We start from the raw sequence: 21,853 nt of genomic DNA on the forward strand, positions 1-21,853 counted from the left end.
TTAATTAATAGTGTTTGATATCAAATACTGCTTGATATCTATATTTTTTACTTTCCGTATCTGTGTATATGTAGTCGCTATTAAGCGATACACTAGATACATCATCTAGTTCGACTAACATCTCAACTGCCAGCTTAACCGCTTCATTCAATTGTGCAGCCTTGTACAGACTTGAATCATAACTCTGAAATGCAATAGTTGAAGACTTGAGATGCTCTCTCTTTCCCCCTCCAGTTTGTTCGATTAATACGAACTTATCTGGCATCTTAGCTACGCGTTCCATGACTATTTTGCAATCAAGTTTAGTAGCTAAGAAATTACGGATTACTTCAAGAATCATCATCTCACCGCCTTCAGAAGAGTATTGTTTTTCTTATTGTCCATAATGGCCTTTACGGTGGAAGCTTTAACACTCGCATTGGCACGAGTCTTTCCTGCCATAGTAGATACTTCATATCCATCTCCAGCTCTCCCTCTGATTGCTTCAGCGCGATCTCTGAGCATTGCTTGCATCTCTTGTGAGCGCAGCATATCTCGTACACCTTTACTATTAAGTTTTAGCTTGAAATCACTCATATCGTTCCACCATCACTTTCTTATGCCAACGAGTAGGAACTAGCTCCTCAATCCCTTCCTGGACAGGGCCAAATGAACGGAACTTCTTACCAAGGAATTCGATAGTCTTATCTTCCCATTCGTGAGTGTCTCCTTTAGGAATCCCCAGCAGATAGACTGCTTTCTTCCCTTCAAGCTGCACTGAATTAATAACATCATCAGCACTTGCTGGAGCAGCAAGGACATCCTCTACTTGAGCAGCCTGCTCTTCGAAGATGTCAGCTCCAAATCCATCGCTGCCAGTTTTGACAGTTTGATATAGAGTGACTGTAATTCCTTTAATTTCCATAAGGCTCAATCACTCCAAATCTTTGAGTTGTTAGTTTCAATCGTTTCTTTTCTGACTCTTTAATGAAGATGCCGCCTCCTGGAATTAAATACGAGCCACTAACCGAGTAACCCATTGCGCTCTGTGCGAACTGTGTCATCGGCTCTTGATTCGTAGATGTCATTAGAGCGCGAGATACAACATCGACAGTCACAGACTTAACAACGTTTCTAAAGCTTCCGCGCTCTAGAATCATATTGTCCAAGTCTTTGCCGTATTGATAAGCCTCTTCACGCAGCATGTCTGATACTGTGTCAAGAAGCGCTTCTGCTCTTTCTCTCTCAGTAGGCTGCAGATTTCTCCACATCTTCTGTAAATCGTCTAAAGTAGCAAATGAAGCCATTACTCATCATCCTTTGCTTCTTTCGTTTTAGTTGTTTTCTTCTTTGGCTCTTCTAATGGCTCCCATGAGCCAGACAGAGTGCTGTCTGACTCAATGATGACACCATTATCTTTATTGATATATTTCATATCGCTGCCCTACGCTTCTTCAACGCGTGCGAAGGCTGTTTCATCTAAGATGCCCCATCCAATGCTTGCTTTTGTACGTAAGCACACTTCATTATGAGCTTTTAAGTCACGTCCAGCGCCGTCTGGATCACCAAATTGAATTACTTCTAATGAGATTGCGTCAGAATAACCCCATTTGAAGCTATTTGCAAAATCTCCAATGAGAACATGGTCTTTCTTAGCAGTGTTGCTGCCTGTTGGGATCATGTTTTTTGTTGAATCAGCAGCCATGGTAGCGAATACTTCTGGGCATTGTCCAAATTTGAATTCTGGATATTGAGTTACACCATTTTCTTTAACTTTTGCCATAGCACTTGTCGCTTGAGGAGAGAAGATGATTCCGTTAACTACTCCTCCAGTTGCTGTGATTGTGTTCGCTGCAGCATCGATATTACCTTCAATAGAACCTTCTGCATAAGTTACAACGTTAGTAGTTACTTGGCCATCAAATGAGTTAGTAGCTTTGAATGTTCCATCCGTCATTGATTTAGGCTCTAAACCATGGATAGCTGCGATATCAATCGCTTCTGCAAGTTTTTTAGCAAATCCTTCATTAAATGCTTCTAAGAAATTAATTTGTTTATCTTCACTCATTGTTAAGAATTTATCTGATACGCGAGCTTGATACATGATTTCATAAGGGCGAACTACTTTAGGCGCAATATCTGCTTTACCAGCTTTTACTTGCTCGCCTTCGCCAACGATTTGTGCATTTCCATCTAGGTTAAATACAAAGTATTCTTTTCCTTCTTGAGGAACTGGATCTTGTTTTGAAACTTTAGCTAATGCTGATTTCCCTTTTACTTTTGAAAATAATTCTTTTACTAATTGCGGTGGATATAATGTTCCTGCTTCTAATGCTGTTTTTTCTGCCATATTTATTTCCTCTTTTCTTTTGTTTTATTGGTTTAATTGTCGCAGTACTTGTCGCACTGCTGCTGTTCTTGAATCAACTTCTGGCTCATTCGATTTCATTGGCGCGATTACTTGTTTTTGTTTAACAAATGCAGATAATCGTTCTGCATCGGCTTGCAAGCTCTCTTCATCGCTTCCTTGAAGTCGTTCGGCTAAGTCGTAAGGTAATCCATTACGAACAGCAATTTGAGTCTTAAGCTGTGATGCCTTGTATCCGTCTGAGACTTTCTGCAGCTCCGCGAATTCTGCCTCTTTAGCGCTAATAAGGCCATCTTTCTCGATGAGCAGCTGATTATTTGCCTCGATTGTTGAAAGCAATCCAGCTCTTTCTTCTTCCAATTCCTTCACACGATTTTCAAGCTCTTCAGTTTTTGCTTGTGCGCGTTTAATTCGTTCACTAACAATCTTGTTAAGCTCTTCTTGTGTAAATGTTGTGTTTTCAGACATATAATGTCTCCTTTCCCTCTTTAACCTGTGAGTGCAGTAATTTTTTTATTTAAAAAAGCCGCTATAAAAATAGCCGCTTTTAGTTTAATAACTGATTTTTTGAACGCGCTTAGGCTTAGCCGTAGCGCATGCCCAGTGTGCCAATAGCGCACTGTCCATTAAGCTGATATCCATATCATCAAAGTGTGAACGATATCCGAAGCCACCATTCGAGCCAATATTTCGCTTGTCGCAGTTTGTTACAACCTTTGACAGCGAAGGTTGCCCAGAGTGGCAAATTGTTTTTTGGTAAATGCCTTGCTCCCATAGAGCATTAGCTACGATTATCTCTTTAACCGTTGGCAGCACGACATTTTTTATCCCATACTCTCTTAATTCGTCATATAGCACCTTTTGTCCAGAAGCGCCATCGATAACAACTTGAGCAACGTTTGCTTTTTTAATAAATGACACAATCCAGTCATTACCATTTCGAACAGATTGGCAATCAACAGCCTCAACGAATATATCTCCATAATCTGTCTTAACAGAGATACTTAATGAAACGTTCGTACCATCTTGACCATACTTAATCCCAGCGAATAGCTGCCCTTTAAATTTAGGCATTTCTTCAATTCTCAACTCTTCCCATTCTGTCTCTGAGATAGCTGATTTCTGGTTATATTTAGGCCAATAGCCAAGCCGCTGGATGTTTAAATCCAGCTTATCCTCACCAAGCTCTGCTTCGATTTTTCGTTCTGTCAAGTGATATCCTAAAGATGGATTCGTTTTATACCATTCTTCTTTATCTGTAATATCCTTCTCTTCTGGAACTGACCACTCCGCCCATCCAGAATACTTAGCTTTACCAAACAGGCATGCTTCCCTAAATTTAGAGAAAACAGTTCCACTGGAGACTGGTGTTGGAGGTGTTCCACATAGAATAGTGATAGGATTATCACTATCTGTGACTGTATATTTCAGAGCTGATTCTTGCTCTGTGGTGTACTCTTGCGCTTCATCAATAATTAAGATATCAAACCCCTCACCGAGACCACCGTTCGATGTTCTCGTTCTGAACTGGATTACTCCTTCAGTAGAGTACAGCTCAATACGTTCTTGACCTTTAGCTCTGATAGAGTTGAAGTCTTCTCCATCCTTATAACCCATTTTTTCAAGGTATTTTTTCACCTTTTCAAAAGATGAATGAGATGTGCTGATTCTGTGTGCCGTATGCAGGATGTTCAATCCTTTATGCAGCGCCCACAATTCAACTATGTAGAGAATCTCAGACTTTCCGTTTCGCCGTGGGATTGAATATCCGAATTTTTGATGAACCCACAAGCCTTTTTTATCTAAAGCCATAACAGGCTCCAGAAGCTTTTGTTGCCATGTATAACATGACAGTCCTGTCTTCTCGTATATCTCAATGGCTTCTTTAGCTAGAGAACGCTTTTTGACAAATGGCAAGAGGACAGCTTGTGTAGGAATTTGATTCCCATATTTCTTCCTAGCCACTCAATCATCCTTTCTATTTTCCAGCCTTTTTAGCAGCTTTGTCTTTTAATTCAAGATATGCTGAGCTCTTTTGATTTTTTTGATTTACAAAATCTTGTAATGAGATGTTATTCATTGCTGCTCGCCCAAGCTTCTTAACCATGGCTTGATATTCTCTTCTGTCTTCGGATGCTAGATTATCTGCCACATCACTCTCACGCTGCTTATTAAATGCAGCACGCGTATTAACCTCATTACTCCACTTCTTAGACCAGGCATTCTGCTTCTTGCCATCGCCTGGATGATAATCAATAGTGCATGTACATCTATCGTGCCGTCTGAACACATCTCTACTCACACCAGGATAGTGATACACACCCGCTATTCTGTCGCACCATTCGCAACAGTTACCATCCGTGCTGCGGATGATTTTCGGCTGCAGTCCAGCATTGTAATGAAAGTCAGCATTAATTTGAATATGCTTATCTACTACATTTTTGCTAAAATTCACTACTGGTTCGCCTAGAATCCATGAAACATCATCAAATGTATTCTCATAAGCTATGCGATTGATTAAGCTGTCTATTCTCGCTTGATTTATAGGCGCTTGAATCGACTTCAATCCAATTCCAGCTTCTTTGTTAAGCGTTTCTTGCACTCTCATAGCATAAGAACTAACCATCTTGTGGTTAGTTCCTAGTACATCGTTTAAGATACGCTCTGCAATGTTGTAATACATTTTTCCATCTGGTAGAACAGCACTGCTAATGTTCTGCTGTAGAGCCTCTGAGATTAGCCTTCCGAGCGATACGGCAAATTCATGCGCATCGATGAAGTTAGCTTTGCCATTTGTTAATAGAAGCAGCAATCTTTTTAATTCTGGATTATTCTCAGCAGCTGCAAAGAAATCTTTTTGAATTTTTTCAAGCAAATCTGGAACAATATCATCCATTCATATCAGCTCCTTTCACATTTATTGCTAACACATCATTATTCAGCAGTTTTATCTTCAATTTTAGTCTTATTCAACATTTCTGTGGCTTCTGCCTCGCTCATTCCTGTTGACATAAGCAGCGTGATTCCATTTTCTTTAGAAAGGACACCTTTCTGGTAATTACTTAGCAGTGAAGTTATCTCATAAGTTGAGATAATTCTATTTTTCTGTTTATCAGCTCCATGATCACTAACTTCCGTTTTTGGCTCTATTACCTCTTGAGCAGGTTTAACATCCATATTTCCTTTAATTCCGCTCAAATCGTAGATAATGTCTGGAGTCAAGAAGTTAGGCATTGCTTGATTAAATTTAGAAACGGCATCACCTAATAGCGATAGTGCCGACACATCCGCTTCGAACAGCGGTTCCCACTTGAGTACTGTATTAGAGAATTCTTTTCTCAAGTAGCGCATTTCATCGCGTAGACATACAGATACATACGCTACATTAAGAAGTCCAGAGCCTAGAGAACGCTGTGCAGCCTTCCCTGCAAGTCTTAAGTTCTCATGGCTTGCCTTGATAGCTTCAACGCTTGACGGATTGTCTGACACGAAGCCTAAATCATCAAGTGTTAATCCAGTCTCTCCAGCAAATCCAGCAGCAGCCATCTTGAGCTGCTCAACAAATGGAGTCATGCTTGCTGCAGTGAACTGCCCTACAGTAGGCTTATCTCTGTCATCGTCTTTAGTAAACATGATGAAGCTTGAAATAGTGGCTTTCCAGCTTTCCATTGGCTGTGCATCCTGGCTAACTCCAAGCACATACTTTTGAGGGAATGAATAGAACTCAGCAGTTACCTCTGAGCGCTCAATAGTGCGCTGTGCTGTCTTCTGATAATCAATTCCAGAGCGAGTGATACGAGAACGCCCAAACGGTCTAGAAGCGTCTGGTCTGTGAATTACTGGCACCAGTAATGGAATTCCAGTAGGATTTTCAATCGAGTAAGGCTCTTCATTGATTGGATAGAAGATTGTTTCTTCTGGAGTGAAATATGCCTCTAAGGTAGGAGTGTTGTTTTCTCCTCGTTTTAGCACCGCATAGCCTTCTGTTAATAGGTTAGTGATTGGATCTAACACACCAGTCGCATTGCTTGCCTCGATAACTTGCAAGCGTGGCATTCCTTCTTCATCCTTCGATATATAAATGAAGCAGCATGAACCAATCAGTGCAGATAGGATTGCTGAATCAAAGAAGATATCTGGATTGTTAAATCGGAATATCTCATTAGCGTTAAAATTGTCGTTTGCAAATTCTCTGAACACCAATCTATCGGCTAGGCTGTCTACTGCTTTTGTAGTCCATCCCAGAACAGTCTTATATTTATCTCTAATCTGTGCTGGAATTGTAATTCCATCCGAATTGTCAAGTTTCTGCATTGAATAATAGTCATATCGCATTAATACTCTGCTGCGATATAGATTCAGCTTGTTCTGCAGATATGCTTTGCCTTTTAGTTCCATTTCTTTCTCCTTTTCGTGTTTTTGGCGCGAGAAAATATGTACAGTGACTGCGTGAAGGTCGCGAGAGCTGCAGGGTAGGTACCCTCCCCCCTCTAGTCTGGAACGTAATTTGTCCAATCTTTAGTTTGTGGCAAATTTCGGTTCCCTACGGTTTGTTTGATTTCTCGTGCTTGATTGAATAATTTATCTGATTTCTCTCTATTACATGTCCAGTGAGCAAGCTGCAGGTTGGCTATGTCACTTGGATGTCCTCCCTTGTTTATCGGAATAATGTGGTCAATCACTGGTGATAGTGGATGCGGATGCTTCAATCTTGTATCGACAGGCTTTCCGCAAATTCCACAGATATTCTGAGTTTTCAGTATTATCTTCTTATTTTTCTCGTACGCGACTCTATGGGGGCCAATTCTATCTGGACGGACCATTTCAAATGCCATCTCCTTTCTTTTGAGGGTAGGTGGGTATTTTTTATTGTATAAACATTAAAAAAGCCACTATCAGAGCGTGTCTGTGCATATAGCTAGTGGCAGTTTGGCATCTTGTTTTAGGACTCTTCGGAGTCTTTTTGAATTTATCATATCTTATATTGTGTTAAATTCGAGCAACGCTCGTAATCATTGATATAACAATGTTTTTTTTACTTCCCTTTTTTGAATTTACATTTTCTCATTATGTTAAATTGAACATCATTATAAGTAGAAATCGTCCATCGATTTATCTTGTTGGTCTTGTTGAATCCCAATATATCGAAGTGTAATATCTGGACTTGCGTGGTTAAATAGGACCATTAACATCGCTACATCTTTATTGTTCTTATAATGATGGTATCCAAAAGTTTTACGCATTGTGTGCGTTCCAACGTTCTCAATGCCGATATCTTCCGCTGCAGCTTTCAGAATGTAGTAAGCAGCTTCACGAGTGATTGCTTTATTCTTCCCTTTTCTGCTTTTGAATAGATAATCATGTGGGTTCATATCTTTGATGTACTCTTGTACTTCCTTCTTGAAAGACTTGTTCATCTTTCTTTTGAGAATCTTACCTGTCTTTAATTCTCTGATGTTCACATACTGCCCTTGAACATCCTTAGCTTTTAATTTGATAATGTCACTGATTCTTAATCCAAGATTAATTCCAAATACGAACAGCATGTAATTACGTTCGTTCCATTCTTTTAAATAATCTTTCATAGCCTGGATGTCATCAGGATCGCGAATAGGTTCTACGAAGTTCATACTGTTTCCTTTCTTAAAAACTAAAGAGCGCACATTGCAGCACGCTCTTTGACAGTTTTTGTTGGTTTATTAGGGAATTGCCGTGAGTGGAGTCGAACCACTCTACATCCAATACGGCACTGTTAGCAGTCGTCCATGCTACTAACTTGGATACACCTTTTCCAGGACTGGCTTTGATGAAGTTGTTTCCGCAGCTTCATCTTTATTTCCCACTTTTTCTATATTAACATTATAACTTGTTTCTCTACTGTTAAACTTTCAAATTACTTTCAAAGTTCTCCCAGAAAATCAAACAAATCTTTGACACTCTTTCCTTTCTCATACTTTAAGAATGAGCCGCCATCATAATAATGCGCAAATTCTATTTTGGCTTTATCGAGAAGTCTATAGAATTCTGTCGATGAATACTCTAAGTCCATATAGATAGCAATGTCGCTTATATTACTCTTAACATACTTCTCAATTAAAACCTGCCGATAATACGGATCACGTATCTTATTAATAGCTTGCTCTATCTTATCCATGTAACTTCTGGCTGTTTCTTGTCTGACAATATGTTCTTCAATAGGATTGCGCACAGTCCCTGTGTAACTTCTAGGCTCGAATGAGAATACTGCTGTAATCTTACTCACATAATTATCTCCTGCAATCTTTTTGAGAGTCTTATAATGTTCTAATACTTCAGTTATTCCTTCAATCGTGGCCTTAGTATCTAGCTTCATCTAACTCCTCCCTAAAACGGTAAGTCATCCTCACTGAATTCGATTGGTTCAGCTTCATTGCTATTGAATACAGGTTGATTGTTTCTTGATTCCGTTGCTGCCTTAGTTTCTAATAATGAGAAGCCTTCCGATACTACTTCTGTGATATATATTGTCCTTCCGTCTTTATCATAGCTGCGTGTTTGAATTCTTCCTTCAACTCCTACAAGTGAGCCTTTGTTTGTGAACTTAACGAAGTTTTCTGCAGCATTGCGCCACATTAGGCAATTAATAAAGTCTGCTTCATATTCTCCGCTATTATTCTTGAAGTTGCGCTGCACTGCAACGCTGAACTGCGTGTATTTAGTTCCGTTTGCTGTAAATTTAAGTTCTGGCTTTCTAGTAAGTCTGCCAACCACAACTACATGATTAATCATTATCTTTATCCTCCAATAAATACTTCTCGTGTGCTTTCAAATCGCCTTTAAGAATTCGAGTCACTCGGTTAAATTCTTTGATGGCTTGAGATTTCATAGGCTTAATGCCATCTCTTCTAGCTTCGTCTGTTTCTGGAATGTAGTATCCTGTTCTTCCGTTTCGTTCACCGATTATCACAATCCCATAACGATTAACTAATGTGTCTATTATCTTCTTAACTCGTCTCTCTGATAGTTTAGTGATTCTTGAGATGTCTACTCTATTAATTCTTCTCGTGTCGCTTACTGGAATCAATCTCAACACTAGTCTCTCTTGTGCGCCCATTCTTTCCATTAGCAGCTCTCCTTCAATTCTTCTAATCTGTCTAAATTATATCCAGACCAGGCATTATCGAAGTGCTCATCCAATGCCACTACAGGAAGCTGCTGGAATCCGTTTAATTTAATTTCTTCTAGTTTCTCTGGATGCTCAGATACATCTACTGACACGTATGGAATTTTATTTTGATCTAGCCAAATTTTAGTCATCTCACACTGGATACAGTTTGGTTTAGAATAAACTGTTAACATCAAAATCCTCCTTGTCGACCGATAAACCTAACAAAATTTTTGAGTCAAAAATCATTTTTTTCTTTTTGCCATCTTCCACACTTACATAATTAAAGGTACAAAGGCTTGTAACATATGATTCTTGTTCTAAATCAGTTACATTTTCAAATATTAGTATTTTCCCATTTTCTAAATATAACCTTAGTTCCATCTATTATTCCCCCTTGAATTTCATTGTTATTTTCTTTCCACACCGCTCACATCTACTGACGAACCAAAGTTCCCCTTCTGAATCTACATAAAATCCGAGCTTTAATTTATGATGGTATAATACAGCGCATAAAAAATGTTTTAATTTTGTAATCATTTACTCACACTCCACAAAAAGTTCTTTGATTTTGTCACCGAATAATTCAAATGCTTTTTTACAATTTCTATATTCTTTAAAATATCCAAACTTTAAAAAGTGTTGACAGCTATAATCTACTCCTATACCTAATTCTTCATCTTGAAAACCGATAAAATATTTACTTTCTGCGCTATCCTTCCAATTAGGATACCAACTTTCATTACACTCATCACGAAACGCTCTAAATCGTGTCAGTAGATCTCTGCGTTTTCCTTCTAGTTCGGCTGCTTCCCTAGTTAGGAAGATGTTTCCCTGAAAAAAACAATATTGTTCGTCTTTAGAACCTGCCCAGTAGTTTTCTGTCACTTTCCCAGAAGATAACAAAGTATAAATGTAGACGTCCATATACTCGTCTGGAACTTTCATCTCCCAACCTTTCTGCAATCGTTCGATTTCTGCTTTTATTTCTTTTAACTGCGCTTCCATGTCTGTTGCTTGTTGTTTTAGTTTGTCTAGTTTTGTCATTGTTATTTTATCCTCTCATGTTCTCCTGGATTGACATCACAATCCCTGCGATTGAACCAATTAATATTAGAATTGACATAATTGCTGCGTATATCAGTAATGGCAGCGTGGCTACAAACCAATTGATTAGAACTCCAGCTAATTTAATAATTACTAATAACACAGTTAAACTTAACGCTAATCCAAATATATATATTAGTAGTTCTGCTTTTTCTTCCATCCTCACTCATCCTCCAAATCCACGAATGGATTGATAGACTCATCAATGTCATAAACTTTCGCACTTGGAAAATTAGAAATTTCATCAAGTAGCCCTTGCATTCGTTGTTTAAATTCTTCAGACGTGTCGTCCCACAAATGAACAAACATATCTTCGTATCCGTCTTGTTCCATATATTCATATATCCAATCCAATACAGATTCAGCTGATAATTTGATTGTTCTTTCTTTTAGCGTTCGCCAACCACTTCTTTCATCTTCATTTAACGAATTCCATTCATGTTTTAAATCGCATGCCTCTATTTGAGAATGGGTTTGTTCGTTAAACAACAATTCATCGTCTTGTATTTCGTTAATTGTTTTCATTTAAGCATCACCTTCCACAAACAATTCTTTGATTTCGTCACCGAAAAGTTCAATAGCACATTGAGCGTCCTTATAATTTTTAAAGTATCCAAAAAAATGAAATTCATTCACAGTCCAATATGTTACAACATATAAATCTCCTTCATTGTTACTTTTAATAATGTATTTTGCTTGTTCTGCATCTTTCCAATTTATCTTCCAATACCCATTACACTCATCTCTGAACGCTCTAAATCGTGTTAGTAGATTTCTGCGTTTGACTTCAAGTTCTGCTGCTTGTTCAGTTGGGAATATGTTACCTTGACTAAAATATCTATCATCGGCTTCTGTGCCATACCAATCATCTGAGAAAATGTCTCCATTCGATTGGATATAATAATACTCATCCCCATCTTCATACGGGATTTCCATCTCCCACGTATCTTCCTCTTTCTTAGAAGTTTGAATATCAGCCAATACTTTTGATAATTTATTTCCAAAATCAACAGCCCATTTTCGAAATTCATCAGCTGCCTTCAATAAATCTTCCAACGAATTTACGTCTTGTTTTTTATTTTTCATTGTTATCCTCCTATTGCTTTTCTAAATCGAACATCTGTTGTAATACTTAATCTCTGCTTTCTTCATCCAATTCATTGATTACATCGTTTCTTAACCTCTCATGTTCTTCTGGATTGACATCACAATCCCTGCGATTGAACCAATTAACATCAACGAGAATATAATTACTAAGTAAGTAGCCGCTGGCAGCATGACTGCAAACCATGTGATTGGTGCTCCAACTAATTTAATAATTGCTAAGATCATGCTTAAGCTTAATGCTGCTACAAACATATATGTTAGTAGTCCTGTTTTTTTGTCATCCATCCTTATTCCTCCGATTTATTCAATTTCTTGTTTATATACTTCTAATGGGCACGATACCCCTAATCCATCATGTATAATCAGTTCTATTTCTACAGTTTTGTTACTCAAATCTACAAAGACTGCGTTTGTTTTTTCTTTTCCTCTAAACCATATTTGTTTGCCGTCTTTTATAGTTAAAAACTGAGCACCACGAAACTTCGTATTTAATCCATTCGCATGTACTGAAATAATCATCTTCTCACCTACTTAATAAACTGTTGAAAAAATACAATGTCTGGATATAAGAATGGAGATACTACAAGAATTATCAATGTTAATACACCTATAAAAACCAGAAACTTAGTTAACACTTTCAATCTTTTTCCTGCATCTTTTTTTACACTTTCATCCCAAGATGAACCCATGCTATAGTTCATAAAATCAATAAACATAAAAAATATGATTATAGTTGCTAAACCTAATAGACCACCAAGAATATTCTGTGTTAACGAGTAAAATACAGCCTCTGTTCTTAGTTGTGGATATAATTCAATCACTTTTTCAACGCTAACCTTCAGTAAGTCTGCTATTTTACTCAAAATATCTGTATTCATCCTTATTCCTCCACTTTTACATAAAAATATTTTTTTTAATTCTGATAACTATCGTGTTATCAATGTGTCCTTCTTCCACTGTTGCACTTCCTTTTGGCAGTTCGGCGAGTATATCGTATATTGCCTTATCATAAGACTCGCTTTCATCGCTTGTTCGCTTAATCAACATCTTCAAATGCTTTTCAGCTTTTCTTAAATCTTCATTCATCTTGCCCTTAGAAGGCGCACGCAGCACGTACTTCAAGATATTTCCGACTAGATAACCATCTATCGCATTCTCGTATTTCGGCAGAAAATTATCCATCACTTCAAACACTTCTAATCCGTTTACTCCTCTGTAATGGCTGGGATGGTTAACAGCGCTGTTGCTGCGAGATTTATCCCATTGTTTTTGTCTTTTTTGTGCTATTTCTTCATCTATTAGCCTTTCGTTTTCAGATTTTTCTTTTAGTTCTTTTATATATTCTTTTAAATTCACTTAATTCCAGCTCCTTCAAATTGCCATGTTTAATTACAAATACCATACGCTTGCTCCAATTCAGCCATTATTTCGATGTGGCTTCTGATTTTTTTCATAATGTCGCTATGTGGTTCGGATGTTTGGTAAGTGGCTATTATTACACTGTTTCTATCTTCAATCAGACGGAAGCCATAAAGCTTCTCTAATTGAGCCACTTCCAACGCTTGACAGATAGCCTTATCTTTCTGTTCCTTCTGCTGCTCGATGTATGCTGCTGCATATGGAAGATGTTTATACAGGCTCATTGCTTTAATGTTTTTCTGGCATTGTTTAGCTTCCTGCAGCATAACAATTACAGCTCTTGTAGTCCTTAATCCTTCAGACTTCATAATCTTTTCGAACTCTATCGCATTCAGTGTCATTTAAATTCCTCCACAAAGTCCATACGTGATTTATAGAATTTAAAGACAGAATCCATCAAATCACCTTCACGATTCTTCTTGATAGAGAACTTCACTCGTTGATAGCCTTCATGATTGGCTTCTGTTTCTTCATTGCTCAAGAATCCGACTACATTCGAATCTTGTTCAATAGATCCAGATTCTCTCAAGTCGCTTAGCACTGGTGATTTATCCTGGCGCTGTTCTACTCCACGAGATAACTGCGACAAGATGACAATAGGAACTTGCTGCTCGTTGGCCAAATTCTTCAATTCGCGTGTAATCTGCTCAATCTGCAGCCTTCTGTCGCGGTTGTTGTTAACTTTAATTAATCCTACATAATCAATGACAGCCAAGTATTTACCTGGTGCTTGTCCTGCAGCTCGTTCTTTGATAATTCCTAGAATGTGGTTCAATTCAGACACTGTGTCATATACTTTCAAGTCTTTCTTCTTAAAGTATTCGATAGTCGCTCTCACTAGCTCCTTATCGCTATCTTTAAGCATCTTATTCATTTTCCGTAAGTAGTATGTGTTTAATGTCGTCATTTTGGCCACGAATCTGGAGAATACTTCTTTTTTGCTCATTTCTAAGCTAAATAAGTCTACTCTTAAGCCTTCATTTCGTCTTAACGCTCTATCAATAAGATTGATAGTCCAGGCACTCTTTCCAACTGATGGACGAGCTCCAACTGTAACGAGCATTCCAGGTCCGATGCCTCCTCCTAGAGCAGCATCTAATCCGCTGAAAGTCTTAATGCCGTCTTCGATATCATGCTCTAACTCATACTCGAATTGCTCGAATGTTTCAGCTAAATCACCAACATTTTTCTTGCGTGATAGCTTAGAGATTGCGTTCAATAGTTCTAACATCTCAGCTTCAAGCTGCTTAGTTGGGAATTCTGTATGTTCTGCTTTTACCTTCTCTAACTTAGCCCTTAAGTACTCCTTATGTAGCTGGTTAGATAGATAGTCTAATCCGCTTGTAGTCGCGTTTTCTTGCTGCAAGGCCATCAGATACTCATATCCGATAGCTTTATCTTTTAATTCAGCTCTCACTTTAGCGAAAAGCTCCATCAGTCCATCTAGACGGCTTCCGTTATTATTCAATATTTCAAAGATCGTTTTGAAATTATTATCCGTAAACCACTCAGCTTGCAGATATGTTGATTGTGCTTTGTCAAAGTCATTCAACAATGCTGCTATGATTGATTTCTCTAGTTCATAGTGATTCATATCAAGCCTGCCATTCTGAGCCAAATAGCTCTCTCATCTTATCTGCTACTGATTGCCCAGAAGCTCCTTGCTGATTCACTCTAGCTGGTGCCTCGTTTAAATAGTCCTCGAACTTCTCGCTGAATAGCGTTCTTGGTCTGAGATATTGATTCATCTTTTCATTGTTTAGCCATTGCTTACACTTGATATCAATCACTCTCTCAAAGTCTTCCACTGTGAAGCCATTATCCAGTAACTTATGTACTAGCTGTGCCGTCTTCTTAGTCTTAACAGAGTACTTCTTACCTGTTCGTTTATTCAGATAATCAATGATATGGTTAGTCTCCTCAGTCCATACAACCTTGAGCGGTTTCTCCTTGGGGACATTATTCTCTGTAGTACTCTCCTGGTAGTCTCTGGTATTGGTCTGTTCATTTTGAACACATCCATCTGTACAATCTGAACACATCGACTGTTCATTTTGAACACATCGACTGTTCACTCGTTGATAGTCGATTGTGTACCATTTCGTTTTGTCAAATTTCTTTTTATTAAAATTGCCTATTTTAATGATTTTTTGTTTTTCTAAACTGCCTAGAGTTCGTCTGATAGTCATTGCCGACCAAAAAGGGAACTCTGTTTGCCATTCTTCAAGTGTCTTGTAAAACCACTTAACTCCTGTAAATTCATTGGCACTCTTAAGTAACCAATAATGCATTTGTTGGAGCATAATTGCTTCATTTAAGCCGATTTCTTTAGCAAGCGATGGCAGCACTTGTAAAGGTGGTTCGTTAATTAATAACCGACTCATTGAATATCCCCTTCCAACGTGTTATAATAACTTTAGTTAATTTTTGTATGACGGCTTTTATAAGTCGTCTTTTTTATACATTCAAAAGCTCTCTTGCAGTATCGTATGCATCCTCTAAGTTTGAATGAATGCTGCTGCTTTTGTAATTTCCAAGAAATACGACCAATCGATATTTTCCATCTATGAATCTTATTTCCCCTCTCAATTCGTTTCCGAGCATTACATCGTATTCGTTTGGTTCGAACATGTTCATTTCAAAGCTAATCATCGAAAATCACACCTTGCCTAATCGCATCCACTTTATCCAGGTGTTGATTAACTGCTCCAATCCATAAGTGCATAAATGCAATTATTCCAACGGTTGCTAATGCTGAAAGTCCTAAGAATTTAAAGTATTTCTTAATGAAGTTCTTATTGAATTCTTTCCAGAAAGCTTTTCTTTTCAGCTTTCTAGCTCTTGATATTTCAACTCTGCTCATCTTCTTCTTTCCTTCCGTTCATCCCACACTTTCTGTATGGCTTCAATATGATCAGCTTTATATTTATATGGCCTTGTATCAACTCTTCTAGCAGCAACGACTACAGGATGATTTCTCACATCACTTTTGAGCCACGCGCTGGAACTCGTTCCGATTTCAGCACACAATTCTTCAGTTGTTATCCATCTCTGTCTACTTCTTGAATCAATAAATGGCTTTATTAAATCAACAAATTTCTCTGGATTTCTTTTTACGACTTCAAGAAATATTGGCTCGTAATAATCAATTGTTGCTTTTTCCATGATTTAAACTCCTTTCTTAATTTTCCAAAAGCAAAAACACCAACTTAGAAAATTAATTTGCAACCAAGATTCTGCATACTTGATTCCATTTTCTTCATAAAATGTCATGTAATGGTGCATTCGTATCACCTCCTTTTTTTAAAAAATAAACATTCCCTATTTATGAAACTAGTGTTATAATATCCTTGCCTACCTCTTTTGAAATCCTAGTAGGCAGAAAGGATGATGATGATGACAACATTATTATCAGAATTTTTGAAAGGTACTGTGTCTCAATAAATAGGGATATATTTTCTGGTCTGACTGCCAGCATTGACAAACAAGAGTCGTAAAAATTGGTATTAGAGCTCCCAGCTCTATAGGTCTTTATTCTTATTTATGGTAACTGCAGTGTCAGGGACGATACTGGCGAAGTGTTGCTGGTTACCGCTATTAACTTGAGCAGAACAATTTCCGTAGCGTGTCTTATATAGCGGATAAGACGCGTTTTTTTATTTAAAAAGTTCATTCAAATTAATATCCTCTCCGTAGAAATCTTTTAATTTCTTCAACACTTTGTAACTAGGTTTCATAAAATCATTTTCGATTTTCACGTAATATGATTTACTTATTCCTAACTCTTTCGCTAATTGGTCGTGGGTTAAATCACGTTCTTTGCGAAGTCTTTTTAGCATTCTTCTCACTTCCTATTACATGACGATCCACTTCCACCACGAGATGCTGAACAATAATCGTATTTAGGGGTAATTCTGACTCTAAAACCTTCTGCACTGTCAATATCCTCTGCCGTGATGACTGCAATTGTTTTAGAGTCTTGTTCGTCTGTTTCTACGACTATTTTTGTGATATCCGATAATGCTTTGATATTCATATTATTTCCTCCTTTCCTATCCCATATTGATAAAGTTTCCGTTTTGGTTACTTCCTTGGCAAAAAAATTTTGTCCATTCTTTCGTTGAAATAACGACTTAAGAAGAACATTTCATCTTGTGTAAATTCATTCTTTCCTAACTCTTTATTTCGGTAAGACAGTTCAGAAATGCCCAATTCTTTAGCTAGTTCTTTTTGAGTTAAACCTTTAGCCTTTCTTAATCCGTATAAAGTTGTTTGCAATATTTATCACCTCCACTAATATATATTATAACCATTTCGGTTACTTTATCAATAAAAAAATATTGTTTTTTTGTAGAGAGCCTGTTGTAGGCTCTCTAATGTTTCTTATCGTCCCTACTAATCCACAGAAATACTAGTAGGCAAAATAAGAATGCACTTATACCATGTAGCATAATATCCTCATTCATGATATACTAGCACCGAGGAGCTTAGCTCCTCGAGCTAGAACAGCTGAACAGCTTTTAATTTCTCTTATGCTTGCGTGCTTTTCGAGAATTGTTAGGCTGTTCTTTTTGTTTGCAAACTTTTATCAAGCTTGCAAGTCCTACTAGGAATGTTCCTAGTGCTGTTAGAAGTTCGCTAACTTCCTTCATCATGCTCTCCTTTCTGCTTAGTTAAGGTCTTAATCAACCTTACAAACTTATTATATAACCGTTTTGGTTACTTGTCAATAGTTTTCTTGCTAAAAAATAAAAAAAGTTTCTATTTTGGTTACTTTGTGTTATTATTTAATCAGAAACGAGGTGTGTATCTATGGAATTAAAACATTATATAGGTGCTAAAATAAAAGAATATAGAAAAGATAATAAGATGACTCAGCAAGATTTAGCGGACAGATTAAACACGACTAAACAAACTATAGGTCGTTATGAAAAAGGTGCTAGAAAAGTTAATCAAGATATACTTTTTAAATTATGCGATATATTCCACGTTACTTTAGATGATTTCTTCCCTACAGATACTATCGATAATTATGGTCAAGAAGACACATTACTCAATCAAATTACAGATATCACTGCACAGCTCACTCTTTCTAGGCAGAATAACGTCTACAATTATGCAGAAGAACAGCTAAACGAGCAGAATGGACAAATAAAAGAAGATAATATAATTCCTATTGTTTTTGGCCGTCAATCTGCAGCAGGCTCTATGATATACGTTGATGACGTAGATGCTGAAATGGGCGTATTACCATCCTCTATAGTGCCGAATGGTGCTAATGAATTAGTTCAAATCACTGGAGATTCGATGGAACCTATAATAAAGAAAGGCTCTGAAGTATATTTAAGATATCAACCAACTGTGGAGGATGGTGAGATTGCTATCGTTCGAATTGAAGATGAAGGGGTTACATGTAAATACTTATTTAGAGACGGTGAGAACATTATTTTAAAATCCGAGAATTCTAAATATGATGATATGGTTGTTGATGCCAATAAAGTTTCCGTTATTGGTAAAGTATTAATCTAGAATTAAAAGGGAGTGTTATTAATGAAATTTGGTTTAAGAACACCTAGCTTGAAAAAGATGATTAAAGCTCGTACCACTTCAAAATGGAAGAGACAAATCAAAAAGGCTGTTATTCCAGGATATGGGAAGAAAGGTATTGGATTGTTTAGAAATCCTAAAAAATCGTTATATAACAAAGTATACCGTAAAACTTCATTTGATATTTTTAAACTTTTAGGATTAAAGTGATGTTTAATTAAAATTAAAAACACCACACTATCAATCTTGGCGGATTCAGTGTGGCGTAGTTCAAAAATCACCCTAAAATAAGGGCTATTTGTTATGCCCTATTTTATCATAAATATAAAGGATGGTAAACTATGGCAAGTATTTATAAGCGTGGCAAAACATGGGCTTATAAAGTCTATTATCACGATAACGGAAAACAGAAAGCAGTTTCCAAGAGCGGATTTAAAACTAAAGCCGAAGCTAAGGATGCTGCCATTCTCCGCGAAAACGAGATGCTGCAAGGTAAGAATTTTGCCAAAGAACGCATGCACCTTGCAGATTATCTGCAGCATTGGAAGAAACTATACAAAGACGATACTATCTCTGTAGGAAGCTTGAAAAGAATAGATACTATTATCAAAGTTCTAAAAGAACAATACAATCCAATGCTGAAGGATATTAACCATGAGAATTATCAGCATTTTATTAACTATCTCTCATCTATTAGAACTAAAACGACAGTGAAAAAGTATCACTCATATATTAAGGCTTGCATTAGGCATGCCATCCAAACTCGAATAATTCTGATAGATCCAACCGTTGGAATTGTGGTTAAAGGCCTTGATTCTAAAAAAGATAATATGAAGTTCTTGAGTATAGATGAGTTTAGAAGATTAGAGACAGCAGTGCTTGATGGAATTGATACAAGCATGACAAGCCGATACATCATACTAACATCCATGTATACTGGTGCTCGCTTTGGAGAATGCTTAGGTTTAACGTGGGATTGCATAGACTTTGAGAATGAAGAAATACACATCGAAAAAGGCTTTGATTATATGTATACAAATGATTACACAGACGGCAAGACTAAGAATGCCAATCGTATAATTGATGTTCCTCGTAAACTATTAGACATATTAGACACGCTGCCTAGAGATTCAAGCAGAGTGTTTGAACGTGTTTCTAATAACACAGTGAACCGCAGCCTTACACACGCTCTAAAGCATGCTAAAATCGATAAGATGGTTACATTCCACGCGCTGCGGCATACTCATGCGAGCATACTTCTTTCTCAAGGAGTGCAGCTTCTAACCATCAGCAGAAGGCTTGGCCATTCCGATGCTAATATCACACTTAAAACTTACTCTCACATCCTGGATGAGATGAGAGTTTCAGAAGCTCAAAAAATAAAAGAGATTTTATCCAACGGAACAAACGCGGAACAAAACCTCTATAAACGTTGATATATATGCCCTGTTTAAGGAAAGAAGTAGCTTTGGGCTGCTTCTTTTTTGTTGTCTCTATAGTTTAAAAACTATAGAGAAAAATGGATGATGTAGTTTAATGTTCGATAAATCATGAATTCTATTTACTTATAAAGGCTATAAAATAAATACGTTAAACAAAATAACGAACAATAAAATAAATGATGTTTAAAATAGTTCGACACCTATATTGTTTTTCTATTAAATTTTCTGTATACTAAATTCATCACTCATTCTTTTATAAAGGGGTTCGAAAATTAATGGAAAAGTTTTTTAAACTGAAAGAGAACGGCACGACGGTAACTACTGAATTCTTGGCAGGGTTAACGACATTTTTCGCGATGTCTTACATTATTTTTGTCAATCCGAACATTCTAAGTAAAACAGGAATGCCATTCCAAGCGGTCTTCTTATCAACGATTATCGCAACAGTTGTCAGCACATTAGTGATGGGTCTTTTCGCAAACGTTCCTTACGCATTAGCACCAGGGATGGGGTTGAATGCGTTCTTTACATTTACAGTTGTATTTGGCCTTGGATTCACTTGGCAAGAAGCATTAGCAATGGTATTTATTTGTGGTTTATTCAACATTTTCATTACAGTAACAAAAGTTCGTAAGATGATTATTAAAGCCATTCCGGTCAGTATGCAACATGCCATCGGGGGCGGGATTGGGATTTTCATCGCTTATATTGGTTTAAAAAACGCCAACCTATTAGAATTCCTTTCTGATTCAAAAACCATTACTCAAGTAAACGGCGTTACGTATAATGTCGCAACAGAAGCATACAAAGGCGGCGTGTTCAGCGTGAACTCAAACGGTGGGATTGTTCCATCACTTGTAAACTTCACGTCTCCAGGAGCCCTCCTTGCAGTGATTGGTTTAATTATCACCGTATTCTTATTATTGAAAAAAGTTCGAGGAGCTATCCTTATCGGGATTGTGTTAACAACACTTTTAGCGATTCCAATGGGTGTTGTCGATTTATCAAAAGTCAGCTTTGAAAGCAACTCTCTTGGAGCAGCGTTCAATGATTTAGGCACAACATTCATGGCCGCTTTTGGTTCAGAAGGAATCGTGAAACTCTTCTCTAATCCAGCGCGCTTACCATTAGTATTAATGACAATTTTCGCATTCAGCTTATCCGATACATTTGACACGCTTGGAACCTTCATCGGTACAGGTCGTAAAACGGGTATCTTCTCTGAAGAAGACGAACGTCAACTTGAAAACGGCTCGGGGTTCTCTTCTAAGATGGATAAAGCCTTATTCGCAGATGCGATTGGGACTTCTATTGGGGCTATCTTTGGGACTTCTAACACTACAACCTATGTTGAAAGTGCAGCCGGAATCGGAGCTGGTGGACGTACTGGTTTAACAGCAGTCGTAACAGCAGGTCTATTCCTATTATCAACCTTATTAGCACCATTCGTGGGCATCGTTCCTGCAGAAGCGACAGCACCAGCGTTAATTATCGTTGGGGTGATGATGCTTTCTTCATTCGCTGATGTGAAATGGGACGAGTTGGACGAAGCGATCCCAGCGTTCTTTGCCGGCATCTTCATGGCACTTTGCTACAGTATCTCTTACGGTATCGCAGCAGGATTCATCTTCTACTGCTTAGTGAAAGTCATTACTGGTAAATCAAAAGACATTCACCCAATTTTATGGGTCGCTACAGGATTATTCATCCTTAACTTCATTATTTTAGCTCTTCTATAAG

38 protein-coding genes are annotated in these 21,853 nt (G+C 37.5%); 4 read left to right on the forward strand and 34 right to left on the reverse strand.

All coding sequences use genetic code 11. The features are described from left to right. Positions 1-4: 4 nt before the first annotated feature. From HMPREF3103_RS04610 to HMPREF3103_RS04770, 34 genes are all read right to left on the reverse strand, one after another. Positions 5-343 carry a hypothetical protein gene (locus HMPREF3103_RS04610; protein WP_371440381.1) on the reverse strand — a complete coding sequence of 113 codons (339 nt, stop codon included), beginning with the start codon at positions 341-343 and terminating at the stop codon, positions 5-7. Further along, entirely contained in the window at positions 340-576 is a 237-nt protein-coding gene (locus HMPREF3103_RS04615; protein WP_070437624.1) for a hypothetical protein, read from the reverse strand. Before HMPREF3103_RS04615 ends, HMPREF3103_RS04610 begins: the two co-directional genes overlap by 4 nt. Next, a complete protein-coding gene (locus HMPREF3103_RS04620) occupies positions 569-904 on the reverse strand; it encodes a hypothetical protein (RefSeq protein WP_070437627.1) in 336 nt (111 codons plus the stop codon). Before HMPREF3103_RS04620 ends, HMPREF3103_RS04615 begins: the two co-directional genes overlap by 8 nt. After that, positions 894-1,286: a phage Gp19/Gp15/Gp42 family protein gene (locus HMPREF3103_RS04625; RefSeq protein WP_070437630.1), complete on the reverse strand. Its 393-nt coding sequence runs from the start codon at positions 1,284-1,286 to the stop codon at positions 894-896. The genes HMPREF3103_RS04620 and HMPREF3103_RS04625 overlap by 11 nt, the downstream gene beginning before the upstream one ends. After that, positions 1,286-1,414, reverse strand: coding sequence for a hypothetical protein (locus HMPREF3103_RS09690; protein WP_256365584.1), 129 nt, complete (start codon positions 1,412-1,414; stop codon positions 1,286-1,288). Before HMPREF3103_RS09690 ends, HMPREF3103_RS04625 begins: the two co-directional genes overlap by 1 nt. 9 nt (positions 1,415-1,423) lie before the next feature. Then, complete coding sequence (locus HMPREF3103_RS04630; RefSeq protein WP_070437633.1) at positions 1,424-2,329, reverse strand: phage major capsid family protein; 906 nt, start codon at positions 2,327-2,329, stop codon at positions 1,424-1,426. Positions 2,330-2,353: 24 nt separating this feature from the next. Then, a complete protein-coding gene (locus HMPREF3103_RS04635) occupies positions 2,354-2,815 on the reverse strand; it encodes a capsid assembly scaffolding protein Gp46 family protein (RefSeq protein ID WP_070437636.1) in 462 nt (153 codons plus the stop codon). Between the two features lie 84 nt (positions 2,816-2,899). Continuing rightward, positions 2,900-4,312, reverse strand: coding sequence for a terminase large subunit (locus HMPREF3103_RS04640; protein WP_070437639.1), 1,413 nt, complete (start codon positions 4,310-4,312; stop codon positions 2,900-2,902). A gap of 13 nt (positions 4,313-4,325) precedes the next feature. Continuing rightward, complete coding sequence (locus HMPREF3103_RS04645) at positions 4,326-5,243, reverse strand: hypothetical protein (protein ID WP_070437642.1); 918 nt, start codon at positions 5,241-5,243, stop codon at positions 4,326-4,328. A 38-nt stretch (positions 5,244-5,281) separates the two neighbouring features. Continuing rightward, on the reverse strand, positions 5,282-6,745 hold the full coding sequence (locus HMPREF3103_RS04650) for a phage portal protein (RefSeq protein ID WP_070437645.1): 1,464 nt from the start codon (positions 6,743-6,745) through the stop codon (positions 5,282-5,284). Between the two features lie 92 nt (positions 6,746-6,837). Next, positions 6,838-7,182: an HNH endonuclease gene (locus HMPREF3103_RS04655; protein ID WP_070437648.1), complete on the reverse strand. Its 345-nt coding sequence runs from the start codon at positions 7,180-7,182 to the stop codon at positions 6,838-6,840. Between the two features lie 252 nt (positions 7,183-7,434). Further along, positions 7,435-7,977 (reverse strand): site-specific integrase, encoded by a 543-nt coding sequence (locus HMPREF3103_RS04660; protein ID WP_070437651.1) that lies wholly within the window; start codon positions 7,975-7,977, stop codon positions 7,435-7,437. Between the two features lie 269 nt (positions 7,978-8,246). Further along, entirely contained in the window at positions 8,247-8,699 is a 453-nt protein-coding gene (locus HMPREF3103_RS04665; protein ID WP_070437654.1) for an ArpU family phage packaging/lysis transcriptional regulator, read from the reverse strand. Between the two features lie 11 nt (positions 8,700-8,710). Beyond that, entirely contained in the window at positions 8,711-9,115 is a 405-nt protein-coding gene (ssb, locus tag HMPREF3103_RS04670) for a single-stranded DNA-binding protein (RefSeq protein ID WP_070437657.1), read from the reverse strand. Beyond that, positions 9,108-9,449: a hypothetical protein gene (locus HMPREF3103_RS04675; protein WP_083278735.1), complete on the reverse strand. Its 342-nt coding sequence runs from the start codon at positions 9,447-9,449 to the stop codon at positions 9,108-9,110. Before HMPREF3103_RS04675 ends, ssb begins: the two co-directional genes overlap by 8 nt. Continuing rightward, positions 9,449-9,685, reverse strand: coding sequence for a glutaredoxin family protein (locus tag HMPREF3103_RS04680; RefSeq protein WP_083278736.1), 237 nt, complete (start codon positions 9,683-9,685; stop codon positions 9,449-9,451). Before HMPREF3103_RS04680 ends, HMPREF3103_RS04675 begins: the two co-directional genes overlap by 1 nt. Further along, a complete protein-coding gene (locus tag HMPREF3103_RS04685; RefSeq protein ID WP_070437663.1) occupies positions 9,666-9,875 on the reverse strand; it encodes a hypothetical protein in 210 nt (69 codons plus the stop codon). Before HMPREF3103_RS04685 ends, HMPREF3103_RS04680 begins: the two co-directional genes overlap by 20 nt. Before the next feature lie 156 nt (positions 9,876-10,031). Further along, positions 10,032-10,538 carry a hypothetical protein gene (locus HMPREF3103_RS04690; protein WP_070437666.1) on the reverse strand — a complete coding sequence of 169 codons (507 nt, stop codon included), beginning with the start codon at positions 10,536-10,538 and terminating at the stop codon, positions 10,032-10,034. A 7-nt stretch (positions 10,539-10,545) separates the two neighbouring features. Continuing rightward, entirely contained in the window at positions 10,546-10,764 is a 219-nt protein-coding gene (locus HMPREF3103_RS04695; RefSeq protein ID WP_148128806.1) for a hypothetical protein, read from the reverse strand. After that, a complete protein-coding gene (locus HMPREF3103_RS04700; protein ID WP_070437672.1) occupies positions 10,761-11,123 on the reverse strand; it encodes a hypothetical protein in 363 nt (120 codons plus the stop codon). The genes HMPREF3103_RS04695 and HMPREF3103_RS04700 overlap by 4 nt, the downstream gene beginning before the upstream one ends. Beyond that, complete coding sequence (locus tag HMPREF3103_RS04705) at positions 11,124-11,684, reverse strand: hypothetical protein (protein ID WP_070437675.1); 561 nt, start codon at positions 11,682-11,684, stop codon at positions 11,124-11,126. A 90-nt stretch (positions 11,685-11,774) separates the two neighbouring features. Further along, entirely contained in the window at positions 11,775-11,990 is a 216-nt protein-coding gene (locus HMPREF3103_RS04710) for a hypothetical protein (protein WP_070437678.1), read from the reverse strand. Between the two features lie 15 nt (positions 11,991-12,005). Further along, positions 12,006-12,224, reverse strand: a complete 219-nt coding sequence (locus HMPREF3103_RS04715; protein WP_070437681.1) for a hypothetical protein — start codon at positions 12,222-12,224, stop codon at positions 12,006-12,008. A gap of 8 nt (positions 12,225-12,232) precedes the next feature. Beyond that, on the reverse strand, positions 12,233-12,583 hold the full coding sequence (locus HMPREF3103_RS04720) for a hypothetical protein (RefSeq protein WP_070437684.1): 351 nt from the start codon (positions 12,581-12,583) through the stop codon (positions 12,233-12,235). 16 nt (positions 12,584-12,599) lie between these two features. Then, entirely contained in the window at positions 12,600-13,061 is a 462-nt protein-coding gene (locus HMPREF3103_RS04725) for a DUF3310 domain-containing protein (protein ID WP_070437687.1), read from the reverse strand. Between the two features lie 29 nt (positions 13,062-13,090). Next, positions 13,091-13,465, reverse strand: a complete 375-nt coding sequence (locus tag HMPREF3103_RS04730) for a hypothetical protein (RefSeq protein WP_070437690.1) — start codon at positions 13,463-13,465, stop codon at positions 13,091-13,093. Further along, positions 13,462-14,718: a replicative DNA helicase gene (locus HMPREF3103_RS04735; RefSeq protein WP_070437693.1), complete on the reverse strand. Its 1,257-nt coding sequence runs from the start codon at positions 14,716-14,718 to the stop codon at positions 13,462-13,464. Before HMPREF3103_RS04735 ends, HMPREF3103_RS04730 begins: the two co-directional genes overlap by 4 nt. A gap of 1 nt (position 14,719) precedes the next feature. Continuing rightward, the gene (locus HMPREF3103_RS04740) at positions 14,720-15,508 is read right to left on the reverse strand and encodes a conserved phage C-terminal domain-containing protein (RefSeq protein WP_070437696.1); all 789 of its coding nucleotides are present in this window, start codon (positions 15,506-15,508) and stop codon (positions 14,720-14,722) included. A 73-nt stretch (positions 15,509-15,581) separates the two neighbouring features. Then, a complete protein-coding gene (locus HMPREF3103_RS04745) occupies positions 15,582-15,776 on the reverse strand; it encodes a hypothetical protein (protein WP_070437699.1) in 195 nt (64 codons plus the stop codon). After that, positions 15,769-15,987, reverse strand: a complete 219-nt coding sequence (locus tag HMPREF3103_RS04750; protein ID WP_070437702.1) for a hypothetical protein — start codon at positions 15,985-15,987, stop codon at positions 15,769-15,771. Before HMPREF3103_RS04750 ends, HMPREF3103_RS04745 begins: the two co-directional genes overlap by 8 nt. After that, entirely contained in the window at positions 15,984-16,289 is a 306-nt protein-coding gene (locus tag HMPREF3103_RS04755) for a hypothetical protein (protein ID WP_070437705.1), read from the reverse strand. Before HMPREF3103_RS04755 ends, HMPREF3103_RS04750 begins: the two co-directional genes overlap by 4 nt. Positions 16,290-16,780: 491 nt before the next feature. Beyond that, positions 16,781-16,963: a helix-turn-helix domain-containing protein gene (locus HMPREF3103_RS04760; protein ID WP_148128807.1), complete on the reverse strand. Its 183-nt coding sequence runs from the start codon at positions 16,961-16,963 to the stop codon at positions 16,781-16,783. A gap of 5 nt (positions 16,964-16,968) precedes the next feature. Beyond that, positions 16,969-17,160: a hypothetical protein gene (locus tag HMPREF3103_RS04765; RefSeq protein ID WP_070437711.1), complete on the reverse strand. Its 192-nt coding sequence runs from the start codon at positions 17,158-17,160 to the stop codon at positions 16,969-16,971. Positions 17,161-17,207: 47 nt separating this feature from the next. Beyond that, positions 17,208-17,402, reverse strand: a complete 195-nt coding sequence (locus tag HMPREF3103_RS04770) for a helix-turn-helix transcriptional regulator (RefSeq protein ID WP_070437714.1) — start codon at positions 17,400-17,402, stop codon at positions 17,208-17,210. Between the two features lie 534 nt (positions 17,403-17,936). Between HMPREF3103_RS04770 and HMPREF3103_RS04775 the strand changes: the two genes are divergently transcribed. The 4 genes from HMPREF3103_RS04775 to HMPREF3103_RS04790 all read left to right on the forward strand — a co-directional run bounded on the left by HMPREF3103_RS04775 (position 17,937) and on the right by HMPREF3103_RS04790 (position 21,852). Continuing rightward, complete coding sequence (locus tag HMPREF3103_RS04775) at positions 17,937-18,653, forward strand: XRE family transcriptional regulator (protein WP_083278737.1); 717 nt, start codon at positions 17,937-17,939, stop codon at positions 18,651-18,653. Positions 18,654-18,674: 21 nt separating this feature from the next. Next, a complete protein-coding gene (locus tag HMPREF3103_RS04780; protein WP_070437717.1) occupies positions 18,675-18,881 on the forward strand; it encodes a hypothetical protein in 207 nt (68 codons plus the stop codon). 131 nt (positions 18,882-19,012) lie between these two features. Further along, positions 19,013-20,107 carry a site-specific integrase gene (locus tag HMPREF3103_RS04785; RefSeq protein WP_070437720.1) on the forward strand — a complete coding sequence of 365 codons (1,095 nt, stop codon included), beginning with the start codon at positions 19,013-19,015 and terminating at the stop codon, positions 20,105-20,107. Between the two features lie 281 nt (positions 20,108-20,388). Beyond that, complete coding sequence (locus HMPREF3103_RS04790; RefSeq protein ID WP_070437723.1) at positions 20,389-21,852, forward strand: NCS2 family permease; 1,464 nt, start codon at positions 20,389-20,391, stop codon at positions 21,850-21,852. The last annotated feature ends 1 nt before the right edge of the window (position 21,853 follow it).

The sequence above is a fragment of the Granulicatella sp. HMSC30F09 genome (genome assembly GCF_001806915.1).
Taxonomy (GTDB): Bacteria; Bacillota; Bacilli; order Lactobacillales; family Aerococcaceae; genus Granulicatella; species Granulicatella adiacens.